This is a genomic window from Streptomyces roseochromogenus subsp. oscitans DS 12.976 (genome assembly GCF_000497445.1).
Taxonomy (GTDB): domain Bacteria; phylum Actinomycetota; class Actinomycetes; order Streptomycetales; family Streptomycetaceae; genus Streptomyces; species Streptomyces oscitans.
Genome location: NZ_CM002285.1, coordinates 629,012 through 647,859, shown reverse-complemented (window position 1 = coordinate 647,859; position 18,848 = coordinate 629,012). Strand labels below are relative to the sequence as shown.

General features: G+C 72.1%; 19 protein-coding genes. 7 read left to right on the top strand and 12 right to left on the bottom strand.

Going from position 1 to position 18,848, the window contains the following annotated elements; all coding sequences use genetic code 11:
* The 4 genes from M878_RS53200 to M878_RS53185 form a co-directional block, all read right to left on the bottom strand.
* Positions 1-458 (bottom strand): DMT family protein (locus M878_RS53200; protein ID WP_023544632.1); only part of this gene is annotated, 458 nt, incomplete at its 3' end.
* Positions 459-637: 179 nt separating this feature from the next.
* Entirely contained in the window at positions 638-2,386 is a 1,749-nt protein-coding gene (locus M878_RS53195; RefSeq protein WP_023544631.1) for a carbohydrate binding domain-containing protein, read from the bottom strand.
* 217 nt (positions 2,387-2,603) lie between these two features.
* A complete protein-coding gene (locus tag M878_RS53190) occupies positions 2,604-3,284 on the bottom strand; it encodes a maleylpyruvate isomerase N-terminal domain-containing protein (RefSeq protein WP_023544630.1) in 681 nt (226 codons plus the stop codon).
* Positions 3,285-3,612: 328 nt separating this feature from the next.
* Positions 3,613-4,221, bottom strand: a complete 609-nt coding sequence (locus M878_RS53185; protein WP_023544629.1) for a flavin reductase family protein — start codon at positions 4,219-4,221, stop codon at positions 3,613-3,615.
* A gap of 172 nt (positions 4,222-4,393) precedes the next feature.
* On the opposite strand from M878_RS53185, the gene M878_RS53180 reads away from it, so the two are divergent.
* Complete coding sequence (locus tag M878_RS53180) at positions 4,394-5,263, top strand: EamA family transporter (RefSeq protein WP_023544628.1); 870 nt, start codon at positions 4,394-4,396, stop codon at positions 5,261-5,263.
* 72 nt (positions 5,264-5,335) lie between these two features.
* Here M878_RS53180 and M878_RS53175 read toward each other — a convergent pair whose 3' ends face one another.
* Both M878_RS53175 and M878_RS53170 read right to left on the bottom strand, forming a co-directional pair.
* A complete protein-coding gene (locus M878_RS53175; RefSeq protein ID WP_023544627.1) occupies positions 5,336-6,124 on the bottom strand; it encodes a thioesterase family protein in 789 nt (262 codons plus the stop codon).
* A gap of 90 nt (positions 6,125-6,214) precedes the next feature.
* Positions 6,215-6,661 (bottom strand): Lrp/AsnC family transcriptional regulator, encoded by a 447-nt coding sequence (locus M878_RS53170; RefSeq protein ID WP_023544626.1) that lies wholly within the window; start codon positions 6,659-6,661, stop codon positions 6,215-6,217.
* Positions 6,662-6,735: 74 nt separating this feature from the next.
* Between M878_RS53170 and M878_RS53165 the strand changes: the two genes are divergently transcribed.
* Positions 6,736-7,488 carry an AzlC family ABC transporter permease gene (locus tag M878_RS53165; RefSeq protein ID WP_023544625.1) on the top strand — a complete coding sequence of 251 codons (753 nt, stop codon included), beginning with the start codon at positions 6,736-6,738 and terminating at the stop codon, positions 7,486-7,488.
* Positions 7,481-7,810: a branched-chain amino acid transporter permease gene (locus M878_RS53160; RefSeq protein WP_023544624.1), complete on the top strand. Its 330-nt coding sequence runs from the start codon at positions 7,481-7,483 to the stop codon at positions 7,808-7,810. The genes M878_RS53165 and M878_RS53160 overlap by 8 nt, the downstream gene beginning before the upstream one ends.
* A 63-nt stretch (positions 7,811-7,873) precedes the next feature.
* Here the strand turns inward: M878_RS53160 and M878_RS53155 are convergent, their stop codons facing one another.
* The gene (locus M878_RS53155; protein ID WP_023544623.1) at positions 7,874-8,524 is read right to left on the bottom strand and encodes an FMN-dependent NADH-azoreductase; all 651 of its coding nucleotides are present in this window, start codon (positions 8,522-8,524) and stop codon (positions 7,874-7,876) included.
* A gap of 152 nt (positions 8,525-8,676) precedes the next feature.
* On the opposite strand from M878_RS53155, the gene M878_RS53150 reads away from it, so the two are divergent.
* The 3 genes from M878_RS53150 to M878_RS53140 all read left to right on the top strand — a co-directional run bounded on the left by M878_RS53150 (position 8,677) and on the right by M878_RS53140 (position 10,709).
* Positions 8,677-9,045, top strand: a complete 369-nt coding sequence (locus M878_RS53150) for a winged helix-turn-helix transcriptional regulator (RefSeq protein WP_023544622.1) — start codon at positions 8,677-8,679, stop codon at positions 9,043-9,045.
* Positions 9,046-9,083: 38 nt separating this feature from the next.
* Positions 9,084-9,500, top strand: coding sequence for a nuclear transport factor 2 family protein (locus M878_RS53145; RefSeq protein WP_023544621.1), 417 nt, complete (start codon positions 9,084-9,086; stop codon positions 9,498-9,500).
* 108 nt (positions 9,501-9,608) lie between these two features.
* Entirely contained in the window at positions 9,609-10,709 is a 1,101-nt protein-coding gene (locus M878_RS53140) for a S41 family peptidase (RefSeq protein ID WP_023544620.1), read from the top strand.
* Positions 10,710-10,715: 6 nt separating this feature from the next.
* Here M878_RS53140 and M878_RS53135 read toward each other — a convergent pair whose 3' ends face one another.
* Positions 10,716-12,194, bottom strand: coding sequence for a glutamate-cysteine ligase family protein (locus M878_RS53135; protein WP_023544619.1), 1,479 nt, complete (start codon positions 12,192-12,194; stop codon positions 10,716-10,718).
* A gap of 911 nt (positions 12,195-13,105) precedes the next feature.
* Between M878_RS53135 and M878_RS53130 the strand changes: the two genes are divergently transcribed.
* A complete protein-coding gene (locus M878_RS53130) occupies positions 13,106-14,179 on the top strand; it encodes a substrate-binding domain-containing protein (RefSeq protein ID WP_023544617.1) in 1,074 nt (357 codons plus the stop codon).
* Positions 14,180-14,204: 25 nt separating this feature from the next.
* On the opposite strand, the gene M878_RS53125 is transcribed toward M878_RS53130, so the two are convergent.
* The 4 genes from M878_RS53125 to M878_RS53110 form a co-directional block, all read right to left on the bottom strand.
* Positions 14,205-14,915 carry a sulfite exporter TauE/SafE family protein gene (locus M878_RS53125; protein WP_023544616.1) on the bottom strand — a complete coding sequence of 237 codons (711 nt, stop codon included), beginning with the start codon at positions 14,913-14,915 and terminating at the stop codon, positions 14,205-14,207.
* Positions 14,912-16,360 carry an amidohydrolase family protein gene (locus M878_RS53120; protein WP_023544615.1) on the bottom strand — a complete coding sequence of 483 codons (1,449 nt, stop codon included), beginning with the start codon at positions 16,358-16,360 and terminating at the stop codon, positions 14,912-14,914. Before M878_RS53120 ends, M878_RS53125 begins: the two co-directional genes overlap by 4 nt.
* A 32-nt stretch (positions 16,361-16,392) precedes the next feature.
* Positions 16,393-17,796, bottom strand: a complete 1,404-nt coding sequence (locus M878_RS53115) for a uracil-xanthine permease family protein (protein ID WP_051430057.1) — start codon at positions 17,794-17,796, stop codon at positions 16,393-16,395.
* A gap of 217 nt (positions 17,797-18,013) precedes the next feature.
* Positions 18,014-18,814, bottom strand: a complete 801-nt coding sequence (locus M878_RS53110; RefSeq protein WP_023544613.1) for an SAM-dependent methyltransferase — start codon at positions 18,812-18,814, stop codon at positions 18,014-18,016.
* Positions 18,815-18,848: the final 34 nt, after the last annotated feature.

The window sequence follows — 18,848 nt, the reverse complement described above, 5'->3', positions numbered from 1 at the left end:
CCCCGGCCGGCCAGCAGTACGGCCGCGGCCATCCCGCCGAGGCACAGGCACAGGGCCGGGATCCAGCGGGTGAGCGGGGCGTGGTGCACGGCTCCGTGCGGGGCGGCGGCGATCAGGAGCACCGCCAGGCCCAGCACACAGCCGCCGACACCCCACCAGCCCGAGCGAGGCAGCCGCCTGTGCATCAGCGGGGCGGCGACAAGCAGCGCGAAGGGCAGCTCCAGGATGAACAGCGGCTGGACCAGCGCGAGCGGCCCGTTGACCAGGGCCAGGCTCTGGAACAGCGCGGCGCAGACGACCCCGCACATCCCGATCGCCCAGAGCGGCCGGCGCACCAGCTCGGCGAGCAGCCGGAGCCCGCCGCGGCTGCTGGCGGACGCGGCCTTGCGCTGGAAGGCGGTGCCCACGGCGTTGCTCGCCGCTCCCGCGACGGCGAACGCCGCGGCCAGTTCGATCACGACCGTCTCCTGTCTGCGCGGCCCCCTCGGAGTCGCTGAGGGTCCCTTCAGCCTATGGAAGACGGCTCCGAGCCGCCGGATCGGGCAGCCGGGGGGCCAGCGGGGGCATGGATCGGCCCCGCCGGTGATCACCGAGCGGGGCCGGGCGGAGCGGTGGGTCGGATCAGGATCAGGCAGTCTCAGCTCACACTCAGGTCGTCGGCGTACACCGCCCCCTGGCCGTACCAGCCGTGCACATACACCGTGACCGTGCCCGAGGAGCCGGTCGTGAACGGCACCGTGAGCTTCGACCATGACGAGGACGAGGTCCAGGTACTGGCCGTGGCGCCGCCACTGACGCCGAGGTAGGCGTACGGGCCCTGCACCCAACCGCTCAGTGTGTAGGAGGCGTTGGGCTTCAGCGTCAGGGTCTGCGCGCACTGGCCCGGCTGTGAGTCGGAGGGTGCGGTCTTCAGCGCGTGCGAGCCGCCGTGCGCGGGGGAGGAGACCACGGAGGCCCCGGTGTCGCAGGTCCACGGCGCGAGCGAGCCGGTCTCGAAGTCGCCGTTGGCGAGGGTGGCCGTGCCGCCGGATCCGTTGACCGTCAGGGTGAGCGTGGAGCTGTGCCGGGTCGAGCCCGCCGTGCCGGTGACGGTCAGGGTGTAGGTGCCGGGTGTCGTGGCGGCGGCGGTCTTCACGGTGAGTGTGGAGGTGCCGCCCGCGGTGACCGACGACGGGCTCAGCGAGGCGGTCACTCCGCTCGGCGCGCCGCTCACCGCCAGATCGACGGACTGGGCGGCGCCGGAGGTCACGGACGTCCTCACCGTCGCCGTCGCGGTGGCGCCAGGGTCGACCGAGGCGGTGGCGGGGGACAGGGACACCGAGAAGTCGTTGGCCGGCGGGGTCGTCGTACCGCCGGTGAAGGGCGCGAAGGTGTGGGTGAAGTACCAGGTGTCCTGGGCGATGCCCGAACAGGTGTCGGAGGCGCTGCCGCCGGGGCAGCCGCCGTTGTCGCGCTGCAGGGCCCAGAAGGAGAGGGTGTTGATGCCCTTCGAGACCGCCCAGTCGTACACGGTCGTCGCGTCGGCCGTGGTGAACGTCTCCGCCGGGCCGTAGTCGTCCACACCGGGCATCTCGGTGACGCCGACCATGTTCCACAGCTGACTGTCTGACAGATTCGGGTACAGCGCGGCGAGTTGGTCGTGCAGTCCGCTCGCGGCCGTCTCGGTGTCGGTTGCCATGTGGTGGGTGGCGCCGTCGTAGTAGTCGAACGTCATGATGTTGACGACGTCGACCTTGGCGCCCGCGCTCTTCGCGCTGCGCAGCACGGCGAGGCCGCTGTCGGCGAGCCCGGTCGTCGTGGTCGGCAGGGTGTACGAGAACTGCACCGAGCGCCCGTTCGCGGCGGCCCAGTCCTGGACCTTCTTGATGGCCTGGTTGCGGCGGTCGATGCCGGCGGTGTCCGTGAGGGAGTTGTCCTCGACGTCCATGTCGAGCCGGGAGACGTCGTACGTGGTGATGATCTTCTCGTAGGCCGCGGCGATGGAGTCCACATTCGTGCAGCTGTCGGCGATCTCGGTGCCCGCGTTGTCGGCACCGTAGCCGCCGAGGGAGGGGATCACGTCGCCGCCGCGCGAGCGGATGGTGGTGAAGTCGGCGCCGAAGACCGAGGAGCTGACGGGCTTGCTGGTGTCACCGTTCCAGTACGGGGTGCAGGAGCCCTTCTTGTCGGCCTGCAGGAAGGCCATGGTCAGGTACTTGGCGCCGGAGGCCTGCGAGAGCGCGGCAGGGCTGTCGCCGTTGTAGGCCTCGAAGTAGGGCGCGAAGACGTGCGTGGGCAGTGAGGTCGCCGCGTGTGCGGTGCCTCCGGCCCCCAGGGCGAGCCCTGTGGAGGCGGCCAGCGTGGCCAGGCCTGCGAGCAGGGCGCGTACGGGTCTCGGACGTGTCATCGGGTACTCCCGGTAGCGAACGAACGACAGGCGTGCGAGCGGGTGTCGTGCGGGATGGCGCGCTGTGCGGCCCGGCCGGGGCTATTGGTCTAGGCCATAATTGGTCTGGACCAAACTGCGGTCAAGGTGTGGGAGCAGCCTTTTGCCCGTTCATGGGGGAGTCAACCGGCTGGACATCGGCCGGAGTTGACGGCCGTCCCGGACGGGAGCCGGTGCCTCAGCCGAACAGCGGGAAGCGGTCCGCCGCCGCGCCCAGCGCGGTCCGTTCGGCCTCGGTGAGCGTGGCCCGGCCGGTGCCCACGCGCGCGTAGTGCGCGTCACTCCACTCCGGCAGTGCGGGCCGGCCGAGCAGACCGTCCAGCGTGGCCCGCACCGCGGTCAGTCCCTCCGGCGCGGGTCCCGGTGGGTGCGGGAGCCGCACGGTCAGGTCGAGGTGGTGGACGGTCGCCTCCACGGCGAGGGTGGTCAGCAGATCCCCTGCCGTCAGCACATGCCCCTGGGTGCCGACGTGCTGTGCGGGGTCGGTGGCTTCCGCCGCGTGCACGGCCGCCGCCAGCGTCTCCAGATACAGGCCCCGCAACTGGCCGAAGTCGAGGAACATGCTGGCGTTCACCCGCACCCAGCGCCGGCCGTTCGCCGCCCCCGTGGTGTCCGGCCGCCAGTCCTGCCAGTACGTCACCGCGTCCCGGTCCACCGGTTCCCGCGCCGGCGTGTGCAGGGCCACCAGAGCCCGCTGGGCGTCCCCCAGGCAGTGGAAGACGAGGTCGCGGACCGCCCACCCGGTACAGCCGGTCGGCAGCCACGACTCCTCGTCACCGAGGCCCGCGACGGCCGCCGACGCCGCCTCGTACGCCGCACGCAGCGCCCGCGCCGGGCCTGCGGCACCCCTTGAGCTCAAGCGTCCCCCTGTGCTCATACACCCCCCAGTGTGCTCATGCGCCCGCCCGTACTCATGCGCCGCCCCGTGCTCGCGCCCCCGGTTTCGTCCGCCCTACAGCGTGTCACACCCGACTAGACGTCGCCGTGTCCGCCGACAGCCGCGGGGCGACGTAGACCGGGATCAGCGGCAACAGGCCAAAAGCCGGGACTTCGGCGAACTGCTCGGCACGGCCCGGCCCGGCGTGCACGACGGCGTGCGCCCGGTGCCGTGCCGGGGCGCGCCCCTCGTGCCGGTGCCGGCCTGGGCTTGTGGGGCTCAGCGGCGGGAGCGGGAGAGGCCGGGCGGCTCAGTCGCGGGTCCGGTCCCGGTACGGCACCCGGGCCAGCTCGCGGACCTCGCCCACCGTGCCCCACTCGTTCCCGCCCAGCCGGGACAGCGGCCGCAGTCGGCCGATGTCGGGCCGGCCGTCCATCAGCACGTCCTCGCGGACGGCGGCGTGCACGACCCGGCCGAACACCACCGTCGAGTCACCGAGGCGCAGCGTCGAGTGCAGCGTGCACTCCAGGGCGACCGGAGACGCCGCCACCCGCGGCGGCCGCACCCGCGACGACGGCTCCCGCTCGATGCCCACCACCTCGAACTCGCCCTGGTCGCGCGGGAAGTCGGTCGCGGTCGCGTTGATCTCGGCGAAGAGCGGCTCCGGGGCGAAGTTGACGACGAACTCGCCGGTCTCCTCGACATTGCGCAGCGAGTCCTTCCGGCCCACCGACGTGAACTGGACGACGGGGGGAGCGGTGCAGGCCACGGTGAAGAACGAGTGCGGGGCCAGGTTCGCCGTTTCACCGTCCGGCGCGAGAGTCGAGATCCAGGCGATCGGCCGGGGTACGACGACGGCCGTGAGCAGACGGTAGAAGGCACCGGTCGGCATGGAATCGGGGGAGTAGTCGACGCGCATGACAGCACGCTAAGCCGTACCCCGACCACCGTGCCCCCCGCCCCCACCGTTGATCATCATGGGGCCGCCGCCTAGGCTGCGGGGCAGTCGCACAAGGAGCCCGATAACCATCAGTCAGCACCTGACTCCTCGCGCACGCGCGACCCTCGCCCTGAGCCGGGGACTCGGCGCCGTGCCGGCCCCGGGGCTCGTCCTCGGCGGGATCCTCGGCCTGCAGGGCGGGGCCGCGCTGACGACCCGTCTCTACCCCGCCGTGGGTCCGGCGGGCGTGGTGACCCTGCGGCTGGCCATCGCCGCGCTCGCCCTCACCGCGCTGTGGCGGCCCCGGCTCCGCGGCGACCGGGTCACCCTCGGCATCGCGGCCGCCGCCGGCACCCTGCTCGCCGTGCACCACCTCGCGTACTACGAGGCGGTCTCCCGGCTGCCGTTGGGCGCCGCCACCACCCTGGAGTTCCTCGGTCCCTTCGCCATCGCCCTGTGCGGCTCGCGCCGCGCCCCCGACCTGCTCTGGGCGGCCCTGGCCGCGACCGGAGTCCTCCTGCTCAGCCACTCCGGTACGGCCCTCGACGCCACGGGCATCGCATGCGCGACCCTCGCCGGTTGTTGCTGGGGAGGCTACATCCTGGTCGGCAAACGGCTCGCCGAACGCGTCCCCGACGGCCGCGGCCTCGCCCTCGCCGTCACCTGGGCCGCACTGCTCAGCCTTCCCTACGGCATCACACAGGCGGGCACCCGCCTTCTGGACCCGGACACCCTCGCCGTGGCCACGGCGGTCGCCCTGCTCTCCAGCGTCCTGCCGTACACCTTCCAACTGGAAGCGCTGCGCCGGCTCACGCCCCGCGTATTCGGCATCCTCACCAGTCTGGAACCGGCGATCGGCGCCCTGATCGGCCTGCTCCTCCTGAGCCAGCACCTCGCCGCGCCCCAGTGGGCGGGGGTGGCGGCAGTGGCCCTGGCGTCGGTGGGAGCGACGCGCACGGAGGGCAGGGCAGACGAGGTGCGAGCCGCGGACGACCGGGCCGAGGCTGCCCGGGACGGCTAGGGCACGCCCGCACCGCGCCTCCCGCGGTGGCCGGATGCGCTCGGCGGTCGTCGCTGATGCCGCCGGCCGGGGTCACCTGCCGGGCAACGGGCGTACCGTGAGGGCCTGTTGGGCCTGGCCGACCGGGCCGTGGACGTCGTGCAGAATGCTGCTCGTGAGGCCGAGGCCGGTGGGGCCGAAGACGACGGTGGTGTCCAGGCCGACCCAGCGGCCCGCCGGTTGCCGGTGCAGATGGATCGTCAGGTCGACGTTGGGGAACATCCACTCGGTCGGCGGCCGGCGTACGGCGATGCCGTTGGCCGTGTCGATCAGGGCGACATAGGAGGCGAGCGGGCTGCTCGGCTCGCCGGCGACGAGGTCGAGGTCCGTGGAGATCCAGGCCGTGGCGCGCCCCGGCTGGGCGGGTCCGACCGGCCGGACGTCGACGGACGCGCAGTGGCCGCCTGGCCAGACCGAGCCCAGCGACTGACCGGCGAGTCCCTCCGGAGGGGTGAGACGTTCCTCGGCGCCGCCGGCCACGGCGCTGGTGTCCACCTCGGTGAGCAGCCAGGCACGGGCCCGGACCACCGGCCGGTCCGCGATGCGTACGACCGCTTCGAGCAGTTCGATGGTGCGGCCGGGCCGGATCGACTCCACCTGGATCTCGCACTCGTCCAGGGCGAGGCGACCCAGGATGTCGTAGCTGATCCTGGACAGCAGCAGTCCGGTCGGCGGGCGCTCGGCGCGGTACTGGTCGATCGCGTGGACCACGAGTCCGGCGAGCGGGCTGAAGTGCTGCTCGTCGGTGTCCCACGCGCCGCTCGCATGCGGGGTGGGCTTGAAGCGATGCCGGTCGATGCGCTCGAAGTAGCTGGCGGTCAACGGGTGCCTCTCGTCACGGCGTACCACGGTGGACAGGGACGGGGAGCGTTGGTGCGGGTCGTTGCACCGTACACCGGGATGGCCGCCCGCTCACGGGCCGGTCTTGATCGTCTTCATCGTCAGATGGGAGTCGATCCGCAGCACACAGGGCAGACCGCTCAACTTGTCCACCAGGAAGGCCTCGTACGCGGCATGGTCGGCGACGGCCACGCGGAGGAAATAGTCGGGGCGGCCGTACATGCGCCGGAACTCGATGACCTCGTCGTATCCGGCCACGATGTCCTCGAACTCCAGGAAGGTCGTGCGGTCGTTGGCGCTGACCTCCACGTCGATCAGGACTTCCAGCCCCCGGCCGAGCGCCACGGGATCCACCACCGCCCGGTATCCGGTGATGACCCCGGCCTCCTCCAGCCGCTTGACCCGGCGCAGACACGGCGGTGGGGTCAGGCCCACCCGCTGGGCCAGCTCGACGTTGGTCAGCCGGCCGTCACGGCAGAGATGAAACAGAATGTCCCGGTCGATGGCGTCCAGGTTCATTTCATTGCGCACCGTGCCATTCTACGGACACTATTGGCAACCATATGCCAAGCGATTCTTCCTAAAATGTCGCTATGTGTATACCTCCCGCCGTTGCCGGCGGCCCGGCACCGACCGGGTCCGCCGCGCCGCCGTCCCGGACGCCGTCCGACACGTGGGCCGCCTTCGCGGACTCCGCCTCCGTGGGGCTGGCCTTCGTCCCGCTCGGCATCGCCTTCGGCGTGCTCGTCGCCCACGCGGGAGTCGCCTGGTGGTGGGCGACCCTGTCCAGCGCGCTGATCTACGGCGGGTCCTTCGAGTTCCTGCTGATCGGCATGGTCACCGCCGCCGTGCCGCTGGCCTCGGTCGCCGTCTCCGCGTTCCTGGTGAACGTCCGGCACGTCTTCTACGCGCTGTCCTTCCCGCTGCACCGGGTGAAGGGGCCGCTCGGGAGGGCGTACAGCACCTTCGCACTGTGTGACGAGGCCTACGCGCTGACCGCCGGGGAGCAGGCCCGCTCCTGGTCCGGGCGTCGCATCCGGCGGCTGCAGCTCTTCCTGCACCTGTACTGGGTCGGCGGAGCCACCGCGGGAGCGCTGCTCGGCTCGCTCGTCCCCGCCGGAGTCACCGGTCTGGACTTCGCGCTCACGGCCCTGTTCACCGTGCTGGCGCTCGATGCCGTCCGCGACCGGCCGGGCGATCTGCCCACGCCGCTGCTCGCCCTGCTGAGCGCGCTCACCGCCCGGCTGCTTTTCCCGGGCAGTCTGCTGATCGCCGCCTTCGCCCTGTTCACGGCCGGGCTCCTGGCCCGCCACCTGACCACCCGAGGAAGGGTGCGCCATGCCTGACGCGACCTACCTCGTCGCCGCGGTCCTCGTCTCGGGCGCCGTCACCTGGGCGCTGCGTGCCCTCCCTTTCACCGCGCTCGGGCCACTGCGGGCAAGCCGGACCGTGCAGTACCTCCAGCCCCGGATGCCCGCCGGGATCATGGTGATCCTCGTCGCGTACTGCCTGCGCGGCCTTCCGCTCACCCACACCGCCGTGCTGGCCCCGCTGGCGGCCCTGGCCGTCACCGTCGGCGTGCACCTGTGGCGTCGTAACGCCCCGCTGAGCATTCTGGCCGGTACCGCCGTCCATGTCGCGCTGGTCAGTACGGTCTTCACGTATTGACGTGACGAGGTCCGGGCGCCGAGCACAAGTCGGCGGCGCCCGGGCCGCGTTGGGGCGGTACGGTCAGGCCGCGAGGCGCTCGGCGAGCTGCTTGGCCTTCACGGCGGCCTCCCGCAGGGCGCGGTCGCGGGAGGCCTCGTACAGCGGGACCAGCTCGGACATCGCCGGGTTCTGCGGGGCCATGGTCAGCTCCGGGACGATGAAGTCGACGTCCAGGCCGAGGCCGTCGGCGAGGACGGCCGTGAGGTAGTTCTGCACGTACTCGTATCCCTCGCGCGGGGTGCCCGGCCCGTACGCGCCGCCCCGGCTGGCGACCACGGTCACCGGAGTGCCCTTGGCGGAACGGGTCTCGCCCGCAGTGCGGCCCAAGAGGATCACGTTGTCCAGCCAGGCCTTGAGGGTCGAGGGGATCGAGTAGTTGTACATCGGGGCGCCGATCAGCACCGCGTCGGCCTGCTCCAGCTCCTCGATCAGCCGGACGCGCTCGGCGAAGGCGGCGGCCTGCTCGGGTGTGTGCGACGCCGGGTCGGCGAAGCCGGCGGTGTGCGCGGCGGCGGTGATGTGCGGCACGGGCTGCGCCGCCAGGTCGCGGTGGACGACGGTGCCGTCGGGGTGCTGTTCCTGCCAGTGCGTGCGGAAGGCCTCCGTCACGGTGCGCGAGGCCGAGGCCTCGGTCGGGAACACTGACGAGTCGATGTGCAGCAGGGTGGCCATGGTGACTCCGAAAGGGGAAAGGACAAAAGGGGGACAAGGGATAGCGCAGCCCGACGGCGGAGCGCCAAGGGCTGCAATTTCGTACTCGACTATCTCTAACACAGGGCCTTACTTTTTTTCATCCCCCTACGGTGAGGTAGTACCCTGAGCGCATGGCGGCGGACGTGACCCACGACAGTGCGGCGTGCAAGCGGGTGGACGAGGGCATCACCCGCGTCTTTCAGCTGCTCGGAAAGCGCTGGAGCGGGCCCATCGTGGCCGTGCTGGTGGAACAGCCCGTGCACTTCGCCGACCTGCGCCGGGCCATCCCCGGCATCAGCGAGCGCATGCTCTCCGACCGGCTCGCGGAACTCGGCGCGGCCGGACTCGTGCTCCGCGAGGTCGACGAGGGCCCACCGCTGCGCGTCTCCTACCGGCTGACCGAGGCCGGCGCCGCCCTGGAGCCTGCGTTCCGCGAGCTGGGCGACTGGGCTAAGCTCCACCTGCCGGACGCACCGCCGTGCCCCGGCGTGGAGCGTTAGGGGTTGCGGGGACGCCGTCTCCAGCCCCAAGGAGGCGCATGGCACTCACCCTCGAAGACCGTTTCGCCATCACCGAGTTGATCTCGATGCACGGCCATCTCGTGGACGACGGACAACTCGACCGGCTGGACGAGCTGTTCACCCCGGACGTCGTCTACGACCTGACCGAATTCGGCCAGGACCCGCTGGTCGGGGTGGCCGCCATCCGGGAGGCGGCGCTGACGCTGGGCGCCGGGAATCCCGTCGCGCACCACGTCACCAACGTGGTGGTGCTGGAGTCGGCGGACGGCCGGGCGCGGGCCCGGTCCAAGGGGCTCGGGGTGATGGCGGACGGCTCCTGCGGTTCCGCCACCTACGACGACACCCTCGTACGCACCCCCGACGGCTGGCGGATCAGCCACCGCAAGCTGTCCGTGCGGCGCGTTGCGCTGAACGGCGTGACCCGGTCCGGGTGAGGGTGCGGGGGTTGTCCCCCGTACCGACGCACGGGCTCGCCGGATGGTGACGGGCAGGCGGGTCCGCGACGGTGGTGTCCCCCGGACACTCGCCGGAAGGACACGCTCGTGCGCACGCTCACGGCCACCGTCGCCGCCCTGTCTCTCGCCGCCGACGCCGTACCGGCCGCGGCGGCCTCGCAGGCCGGACCGCCCGATACCGACGGGGTGTGGCGGATGGACGGCTACGGCACCGTCCTGGTCCTCGGCGGGGGAGCGCTGCAGGAATACCAGACCACGTCCGTCAGCTGCGTGAAGGGCGACACCTCGCCGCAGACCGGTCCCGGCACCTACGCGACGACGGACGGATCGGTGCTGACCGTACGGACCGGGCACGACCGCGATCACGCGCTGCTCGCCGCGGACAGCTCGGTGGGCCACCGCAGGCTGCACCGCCTGAACGCCCTGCCCGCCGGCTGCGCCCGCCCGGCCGCCACCGACCCGCGCAGCGCCTTCGACGTCTTCTGGCAGACCTTCGAGGAGAACTACCCCGACCGTCGCTCCGGCCAGGTCCGCCCCGGCACCCACATGCCGGGTCCGGGACTGGACGCCTCGGTCAAGAAGTTCATCGAGGCCCGTGACCTCAACGACGCCTCCCACCGCCAGGACTTCGGCTCGGGCCGGATCACCTACGCCGACCTGCCGGGCGACCTCGGCTATCTGCGCATCTCCGGATTCGGCGGCTATGCCGGCGAGCACGCGCCGTACACCGCCGAACAGGCCGAACTCGACCGGGCGTTGAACACCGTCCTCACCCCGGGCCGTACCGAGCGGCTCCAGGGGCTCGTCATCGACCTGCGCGTCAACGGTGGCGGCCACGACTCCCTCGGCGTCCGGATCGCTCTAAAACTGACGTTCATCGTTGACACCTGGGTCTCCGATCACTACGGAGATCCACATGCCGAAGTCCACTCCCACCGGCCCGGGCGGACCGTGCGGATCGGGCAGCCCACCCAGGGCGTCTTCTCGGACGTGATGGACCGCTACCTGCCCGACGGCCTGGTCTTCGGCCTGCCGGACGAGGAGTATCTGACCCGCACCGAAGGCACCTTCGACGGTACGGGCATCCCGCCGCAGCTGATCGAACCCGTCTTCACGAAGGAGGAGTTCGCGAAGATGCGGGACTCGGCCTTCGACCGCGCGGTGAACCTGCTGAGCGGGCGCGGCTGAACCGGATCAGTCCACCGGCCAGGTGTGGGCCGGGGCGTTGAGATGCATGTAGTCGATGTACAGCTGGGTCATCCGGCGCAGCGCCTCGTGACGGCCGGTGTGTGTGGTGTCGTTCAGGCGGTGGAACATCTCCTTCTGCCACACGGCGCCGTTGCGGGCCGTCACACAGCGCTGCTCGATGACGCCGAGCAACGGCTCCCGCCAGGCCTCGTCCATCCCGGACTGCTCAAGGCCCCGGTGCGCCAGCGGCAGCAGCCGCCGCAGCACCAGTTCCGGCACCGGCACCTCACCCATCCCGGGCCAGTACAGCAGGGCCTCGATGCCGTGGCGGGCGGCGGTGTGCAGATTGTCCTCGGCCGCCGAGAACGACATCCGCGACCACACCGGCCGGTCCTCCTCCACCAGGGCCCGGGTCAGCCCGTAGTAGAAGGCGCCGTTGGCCAGGGTGTCGGCGACGGTCGGGCCGGCGGGCAGCACCCGGTTCTCCACCCGGATGTGCGGCATGTCGTGGGAGACGGCGTACACCGGGCGGTTCCAGCGGTAGATCGTGCCGTTGTGCAGGGTGAGTTCGCCGAGTTGGGGAATGTCGCCGCGGTCCAGTGTCTCCGCCGGGTCCTGCTCGTCGCAGAGCGGGAGGAGGGCCGGGAAGTAGCGCAGGTTCTCCTCGAAGAGGTCGAAGACGCTGTTGATCCACCGCTCCCCGAACCACACCCGGGGCCGTACCCCCTGCACCTTGATCTCCTCCGGCCGGGTGTCCGTGGCCTGTTCGAACAGCGGGATGCGGGTCTCGTGCCACAGCTCCTTGCCGAACAGGAACGGCGCGTTCGCCGCCAGCGCCACCTGGACCCCGGCGATGGCCTGCGCCGCGTTCCAGTAGCCGGCGAACTCCTCGGGAGAGACCTGGAGATGGAACTGCGTGCTGGTGCACGCGGCCTCCGGGGTGATGGTGTCCGCGTAGGTGCGCAGCCGGTCCACGCCGTCGATCTCGATGCGCAGGTCCTCGCCGCGGGCCGCGAAGATCTGGTCGTTGAGCAACTGGTAGCGGGGGTTCTCCGACAGGCTCTCGGCGCCGATGTCCTCCTGGCGCAGGGTGGGCAGGATCCCGATCGTGATCAGCCGGGTACCGATCGACCGGGCCCGCTCCTCGGCGTGGTTCAGCGCGGCGCGGATCTCCGACTCCCATGCGTCGGGACCGCCCGCGATCAGCCGCCGGGGCGGGACGTTGATCTCCAGGTTGAACCGGCCCAGCTCGGTGGACCAGGCCGGGTCGGAGATCGCCTGCAGCGCATCGGTGTTGCGCATCGCCGGCTCCGCGTCGTCACCGACCAGGTTCAGCTCGATCTCCAGGCCGACCTGCGGCCGCTCGGACTCGAACCGTGCATCGCGCAGCATCTGCGCCAGTGCCTCGAGGCACTCGTGCATCTTGATCCGGTACCGGCGGCGGTCCTCGCGGGTGAAGACCAGCGCCGGGACATCGCGTCCCATCGGCCCTCCTGGAATCCCCTCGTCGCAGACCTCTCCCCCCAGCGTCGCACCAACGCGCGAGGCTCACCAAGCGTTGACGACGACCGCAGATGACGCCGAGTACGGGAGCCCCGTGGTCGCGTCCCTCGTCCTTCGGCCCGGCCAGGCCCAGGTCCGTGTACACGGCCGTGCACAACGCGTGGTCACGGCGGAACGCGGTCGACGGCGGATGTGGTCGACGAGGGGTGCGTTGCCGTCGAAACGGGCGGCGATCGTCACTCCGGCGTCCGGATCCGACGGGACCACGCCCGCGCTGCCGCCGGTGGGGCCGAAGGTGCGCGGCGAACAGCGCCGGCCGAAGTCGACGTGTCCAGCATCAGCCCCAGCCCCCACCGCACGGGCACGCCCATGGCCTCGTCGACGGCTCCTTCGGGGTGCTGGTCGCGGACCAGGGCGGCACAGGTCTCCTCACGCAGTAGCCGCCAGGCCGCGGTGGAGTCGGCCGGTGCGGACAATCTCGGCAGCGACGGCCGCCTCACCGAACGACCCGGCCACACGGGCACCGGGGTAGCCCTGGCCGACGCCGAACCGGGCGACGCGGGCCCCGCCGCGACGGGCCCGGCTGGGAGCGGTGCGGTGTGGTTCCACAGATACCGGACGCTGATCGCGTCCCCGCCCGCACGAGGTCGTCCGGGCTCAGCGGCCGAGTTCCCCGGCGCGGGCGAAGGCGAGGGCGGCCGGCGGCTTCGGCGCCGAGAACCACGGCGGCACCGAGCTCATCAGCACCCGCACCCCCCCGTACAGGTGCCGGCTCCGCCCGCTTCCTCGGCGACAGCGCGTGTCTCCGTCACGGATCCGATGGGAGCCGACCCCACGGCATACGGCGCAGAGGGGTGGTGGCCCGGAGCGGCGGAGGTTGCGAAGATGGGCCCATGACCACGTCCCATGGCGCCCGCCGGCCCACGATCGCCGACGTCGCCGCGGCGGCGTCGGTGTCGCGGACCACGGTGTCCCACGCGCTCAACGGCATCGGCAAGGTCGACCCGCGGACCCGCGAACGCATCAAGAAGATCGCCGCCGAACTGGGTTACCGGCCCAACCTGCGCGCCCAGCGGCTGCGCCGGGGCGAGGCCAAGGCCATCGCGCTCGCCTCCTCGATGCCGTTCGCGGTGGCCGGCGGCCCCTCGCGGCTCGGCTTCTACATGGAGGTGGCCGCCGCCGCGGCCGAGCGGGCCCTCGTGCACGGCTACGCCCTGGTGCTGATCCCGCCCGTGCAGTCCGGATCCGCGCTGTACTCCGTCGACATCGACGGCGCGATCGTGGTCGAGCCCGAGGCACACGACGCGGCGGTGGCCCAACTGCGCGAGCGCGGACTGCCGTACGTCGCCCTGGGCCGGCCCACCGCCCCCGAGGACGACGCCCCCTACGTGGACCTGCACGGCGGCAGCGTGGTCGACCTGCTCCTGGAGCATCTGCGCGACCAGGGCGCCCGCAGCCCGGCGCTCGTCATCGGCGCCGGCACCCGCCACTCCTCGGTCGACGCCCGCGCGGCCTATGAACGCGCCGCCGCCGCACACGGCTGGCCGCCGATCGTCGTCACCGCCCCGGAGAACGGCGGCGAGCAGGCGGGATACGACAGCTGTGCCGCTCTGCTCGCCCAGCACCCCGGCATCGACGCGCTGTGCGTGCTCGTCGACGCCTTCGCCGTCGGCGCCGTACGCGCGCTGCGGGCGGCGGGACGCCGTATCCCCGACGACGTCATGGTCGTCACCCGGTACGACGGGCTGCGCGCCCGGACCTGTGAACCGCCGCTCACCGCAGTCGACTTGGGGCTGGAGCGGGCCGCCTCGGACGCGGTGGAGCTGCTGCTCGCCCGGCTGGGCGCGCGACCTGCCACCGGTGTGGCTGGGGCTGCGGAGTGTGGGGGAGAGGTGCCCGCTGCCGAGCCGTTGCTCGTCCCGCGCGCCTCGTCTCTGCGCCGTGCGCCGTTTGCCGAGCGGGACTGACCGCACTCGTCAGGCGCGTGGCAGGTCAGGTCCCCGCCATCAGCACCACGCCCGACACCAGGGCGAAGACGAGGACGAAGGCGCGCATCTTCCTCGCGTCGACCCGTCGGTGCACGAGCCGGCTCAGCCAGGCCCCCGAAGCAAGCGCGGGCAGCAGCAGGAGTGCCCAGCCCATGTCCGCGGGATGACCCCGCCCGGTCACGAACAGCAGGGCGAGAGAGGCGACTTCGCCCACCAGGAAGCAGGCGGCGACCGTGGCCCGCAGCTCGCCGGGCGGCCGGTGCTGGTAGACGAGCGCGAGGGGCGGGCCGCCCACGCCGGTCGCGGTCTCGGTCAGCCCAGTGACGACACCGGCGCCCACATAGGCGGCGCGCCCCGGCACGAACGACGGTACGACCAGGCTCACCACGGCCGCCAGGACCGTCGCCGCGCCGACGACCGCCCCCAGAGCGCCCTGTGGGATCGCCCACAGCAGCGCCAGCCCCGCCGGTGTCGCCGTCAGCCGCGCCGCCGTGATCCATCGGGCGCCGCGCAGATCGAGACTGTGCCGCTCACGCCAGGCGACGTACAGGTTGAGCGGGATCATCGCGGTCAGCACGAACACGGGCAGCAGCCCTGGATCGAGCAGTCCCGCGACCGGCGCGACGATCAGTGCGAACCCGAGCCCGCTGACCCCCTGCACGAACGCGGCCGCCGCGACGGTCAACGCCAGCACGGCGAGCGTGCCGCCGCTCATGGCCGACCGCCGAGGCTGGGCGCGGTTGTGTCCCAAGAGGCGTGCGGTGTCGCCGCTCGCCGGCGTGCCGTGACCGACGTCGGGTGGGCCCGAGTCACCCCGGCGCGCCGTACCACGCGGGGGGCCAGGTCGGCGGCGCGCCGGACCAGGGCCGGTCCGTCCCAGTCCGGTGGCCAGCCGTGCCACAGTCGTAGCCGGCCGGCGACGAACACGGCGGTGAGCTGGTCCCGGTTGCCGCGGCGGACCAGCTCCCAGGGAAGGTCCCAGGACGGCTGCATCTCCGGCCCGCCGATGTCCACCAGGAGGAAGTCCGCGGCGCAACCGGGTGTGATCCGTCCCGTGCGCGGGCCGAGGCCGACCGCGTCCGCGCCGCCCGCCGTGGCTCGCTCCCACCACGTCCAGCCGGCGCCGCAGGAGGAATCGCCGCTGGCCAGGCCGTAGGTGAGTCGCTGAGCGAACTCCGCCGCGTCCGCGAGCCGGAAGCCGTCCCCGCGTGTCCCGTCGGTGCCCAGCCCGAACCGGATGCCACGCTCGGCGAAGGCGGTCGCGGGGGCGACGGCGTTGCCCTTCCACGCGCTGGCGACGGGGTTGTAGCTCACGGCCGCGCCGCTGTCCGCGAGCAGCGTGACCTCGGCCGGGGTGAGCAGCGTCGCGTGCGCGGCCAGCAACTGCGGGCCCAGCGCGCCCACTTGGTGCAGATACTCCAGGGGGCGCAACCCGTGCCGGACCAGGGAACGCTCGACGGCGACGAGGTGTTCGTTCACATGGATCTGTACGACCGTGCCCGCCTCGGCGGCGAGCCGCGCCGTCGCCGCCAGTGTGTGCGCCGTCGCGGCCTCCGGCACGGACACCGCCAGCGCGGGATGGATCAGTCCGTCACCACCGTAGCCTGCCAAGTGCTGCTCGGCGGCGCGCAGTACGGTCCCTGGATCCGTGTCCTGACCGGTGCCGTCCGGGGCGTCGTTGCAGACGAGCCCCAGCACGCAGCGGATCCCCGCGTCACGCGCGGCCGAGGCCACCACGTCCACGTCCACCGTGGCTCGGGTCCCCGACTCGGCGACCGTGGTGAATCCGCCCCGCAGCGACTCCAACGCGGCCAGTTTCGCGGCGACGTACGCCGACTCCTCGTCCAGCGCGCGCTCCAGCGGCACCCACACCCGGCGGAAGATCTCCGACGGCTCCCCGAAGGCCAGGGCGCCGCCGAAGCTCTGCGTCAGATGGTGATGGGCATCGACGAATCCTGGCATCAGAGCATGCCCGGGCAGCCGGACGGGGGTCAGCGAAGGGTCCGTACGGACGATCCGCTCGACCGGGCCGACAGCGCGGAACACACCGTCCCGCACCAGCACCGCATGCCGCTCCTGCGGGCCTTCCGGGGTCAGTGTCACGTCGGGGACCAGCAGCAGCGCGTCGCCGCGGAGCAGGTCGGGGGGCAGGTCGGTCATGCTTCTCCGTTGATCGAGAGGGGGTGGGGAGGTCAGGCACGCGCGGCCGGACCCGGCGCCTCGGCCGGTACCGCGCCGGCGGTGTCCGCCGCACGCCGGCCCAGGTGGTGGAAGACGACGTTGAGCCCGGCGGCGACGAAGGCACCCACGGCCACCCCGCTCTCCAGCAGGATCCGCACGCCGGACGGGAAACCGGAGTACACACCGGGGACCAGGATCGGCAGCAGCCCGAGGGCGAGGGCGACCGCGCAGGTCACCGTGGCCGTGTGGTCCTCCAGCCGGGCCCGGCCGAGCATCTGCACGCCGAGCACGGTGATCACCGCGAACACGACCATCGCGGCGCCCCCGACCACGGCCGGCGGCATCACGCTGATCGCCCGTGCGACCGGTGTGAGAAAGCCGAGGACGACGAGGACGACGCCTGCGGCGGCCGTGACATACCGACTGCGCACGCCGGTGACCCGGACGATGCCGATGTTCTCCCCGCTGGTCACCATCAGCGGCAGCCCGAAGCAGCCCCCGAGCAGTGAGGTCAGCGCGTCCCCGCGCACCGTGCGGGGCACGTCGGTGCGGACGTCGATGTCCTTGCCGACCGCCTCCGCGTTGATGACGGTCTGCCCGGTCGCCTCCGCCATGGACGCGAGGCTGTACAGCATCAGCGGCAGCGCGGCGAGCAGGTCGAAGACCGGTGCGCCGAACGGCAACGGCCTGGGCAGACCGATGAGTTGGCCCGAGAGCGCGGAGCCCAGGCGGACCTGGCCGAGCGCGTAGGCGAGGGCCGTGCCGGCCACGAGGCCGAGCAGCACGGCGAGTTGCCGCAGGACCCCGCGCAGCAGCCGGGTGAAGACGACGATCAGGGCGATGGTGGCGAAGGCCAGCGCCAGCCGGGCCGGATCGGCGAAGCCCGGCGTGCCGGGCTGCCCGGTGACCAGCAGCGCGCCGACCTTCACGAGGTTGATCCCGACGATCACGATCATCGTGCCGATGACCAGCGGCGGAAAGAACCTCAGCAGGCGTGCGAACAGCGGCAGCACCAGGAAGGTGAACGCGGCGGTGAGCAGCACCGCGCCGGTCGCCGTGCGCAGCCCGTGCTGCTGCGCGATCGACAGGAACAGGACGAGCGGCGCACCGCCCGGCAGCATCACGAACGGCAGCCGTGGCCCGAACTTCCAGGGACCGAGGGACTGCACGAGCGAGCCGATCCCGGACAGCAGCAGGGCTGCCGAGAGCAGATCGACAGTGAGGCCGGGGCTGAGGCGCAGGGTGGCGCTCATGAGGAATATCGCGGAGATCGGGGTCGCCGCCATGACGAGGACGTGCTGCACGCCGAAGAGCAGGATCCGCCCCAGGGGGCGGGACTCGTCGACGGGGTGCACTGCAGCGGGGTCGTCGGGGGGTACGGGGGCGGGGTCGACGGGATGTACGGGACTGGACACGCGCGGGCTCCGTTCGGCTCGCTCGGCTCAGGCCTCGACGATCCGGCCGTGGACGGCGGCCAAACCGATGTGGCCAAATCGATTTGGCCGACAGTATGGAGGCGTCGCCAGGGGGTCGGTCAAGGGGGCGGCCGACGTGAAACACCGCGCCCTGCGCGATCCCGGCCCGGAGGGGGGACGCGCAGGGCGCGGTGCTGTGGCCGTCGAAGTCCCGGATTCAGGCGTTCTTGCGGGCCACGCCGCCGTAGAAGCCGATCTCGGCGGAGCCGGGCGCGGGCGTGCTGTCCGGGCGCCAGAACGGAACCTGGGCCAGGCCGGGCTCGACCAGGTCGAACCCGTCGAAGAGCCGCTCGACCCGGTCGCGGGAGCGAAGGTTCATGGTGGCGGTCGCGCCGTTGTAGACGGCCTCGGCCTCGCTGCGGTCGTCGGCGAAGTCGCCCGTCGCGTGCGAGAGCACCAGGAAGCTGCCGGCCGGGAGCGCGTCGCGCAGGGTGGCCACGATCCGCTCGGGTTCGTCCGCGTCGCGGATGAAGTGGAGGATGGCGACGAGGAACAGGGCGACCGGCCGGCCGAAGTCGATGATCCCGCGGACCTCGGGATGATCGATGATGGACTGCGGATCGCGCAGGTCGGCGAGGACGACGCTGGTCGTGCCGACCCGGCTGAGCAGCGCGTCGGCGTGTGCCTTCACGATCGGATCGTTGTCGACATAGGCGACGCGCACGTCCGGAGCCAGCTCCTGGGCGACCTCGTGCACGTTCGGCGAGGTGGGCAGTCCGGTGCCGATGTCGAGGATCTGGCGGACGCCGCTGTCGATGACGTACCGCACCGCGCGGTGCAGGAAGGCGCGATTGGCCCGCACGGAGATCCACACCTCAGGTGCCGCCGCGGCCAGCTGATCGCCCGCCTGCTGGTCAACCTCGTAGTAGTCCTTGCCGCCCAGGAGGTAGTCGTAGATCCGCGCGGGATGTGGCTTGCTGGTGTCGATGTGCACGGCCTGGCCACCGTCCTGAGTCACGCTGGGCTCCTCTCCCCGACCGTCACGGCCTGGT

Excerpts from the sequence above, each read along its gene's own strand:
- M878_RS53195 (WP_023544631.1), bottom strand. The coding sequence starts at position 2,386 with ATGACACGTCCGAGACCCGTACGCGCCCTGCTCGCAGGCCTGGCCACG.
- M878_RS53185 (WP_023544629.1), bottom strand. The coding sequence starts at position 4,221 with ATGCGCGTCGACTACTCCCCCGATTCCATGCCGACCGGTGCCTTCTAC.
- M878_RS53170 (WP_023544626.1), bottom strand. The coding sequence starts at position 6,661 with ATGAACCTGGACGCCATCGACCGGGACATTCTGTTTCATCTCTGCCGT.
- M878_RS53165 (WP_023544625.1), top strand. The coding sequence starts at position 6,736 with ATGTGTATACCTCCCGCCGTTGCCGGCGGCCCGGCACCGACCGGGTCC.
- M878_RS53160 (WP_023544624.1), top strand. The coding sequence starts at position 7,481 with ATGCCTGACGCGACCTACCTCGTCGCCGCGGTCCTCGTCTCGGGCGCC.
- M878_RS53155 (WP_023544623.1), bottom strand. The coding sequence starts at position 8,524 with ATGGCCACCCTGCTGCACATCGACTCGTCAGTGTTCCCGACCGAGGCC.
- M878_RS53150 (WP_023544622.1), top strand. The coding sequence starts at position 8,677 with ATGGCGGCGGACGTGACCCACGACAGTGCGGCGTGCAAGCGGGTGGAC.
- M878_RS53145 (WP_023544621.1), top strand. The coding sequence starts at position 9,084 with ATGGCACTCACCCTCGAAGACCGTTTCGCCATCACCGAGTTGATCTCG.
- M878_RS53135 (WP_023544619.1), bottom strand. The coding sequence starts at position 12,194 with ATGGGACGCGATGTCCCGGCGCTGGTCTTCACCCGCGAGGACCGCCGC.
- M878_RS53130 (WP_023544617.1), top strand. The coding sequence starts at position 13,106 with ATGACCACGTCCCATGGCGCCCGCCGGCCCACGATCGCCGACGTCGCC.
- M878_RS53125 (WP_023544616.1), bottom strand. The coding sequence starts at position 14,915 with ATGAGCGGCGGCACGCTCGCCGTGCTGGCGTTGACCGTCGCGGCGGCC.
- M878_RS53120 (WP_023544615.1), bottom strand. The coding sequence starts at position 16,360 with ATGACCGACCTGCCCCCCGACCTGCTCCGCGGCGACGCGCTGCTGCTG.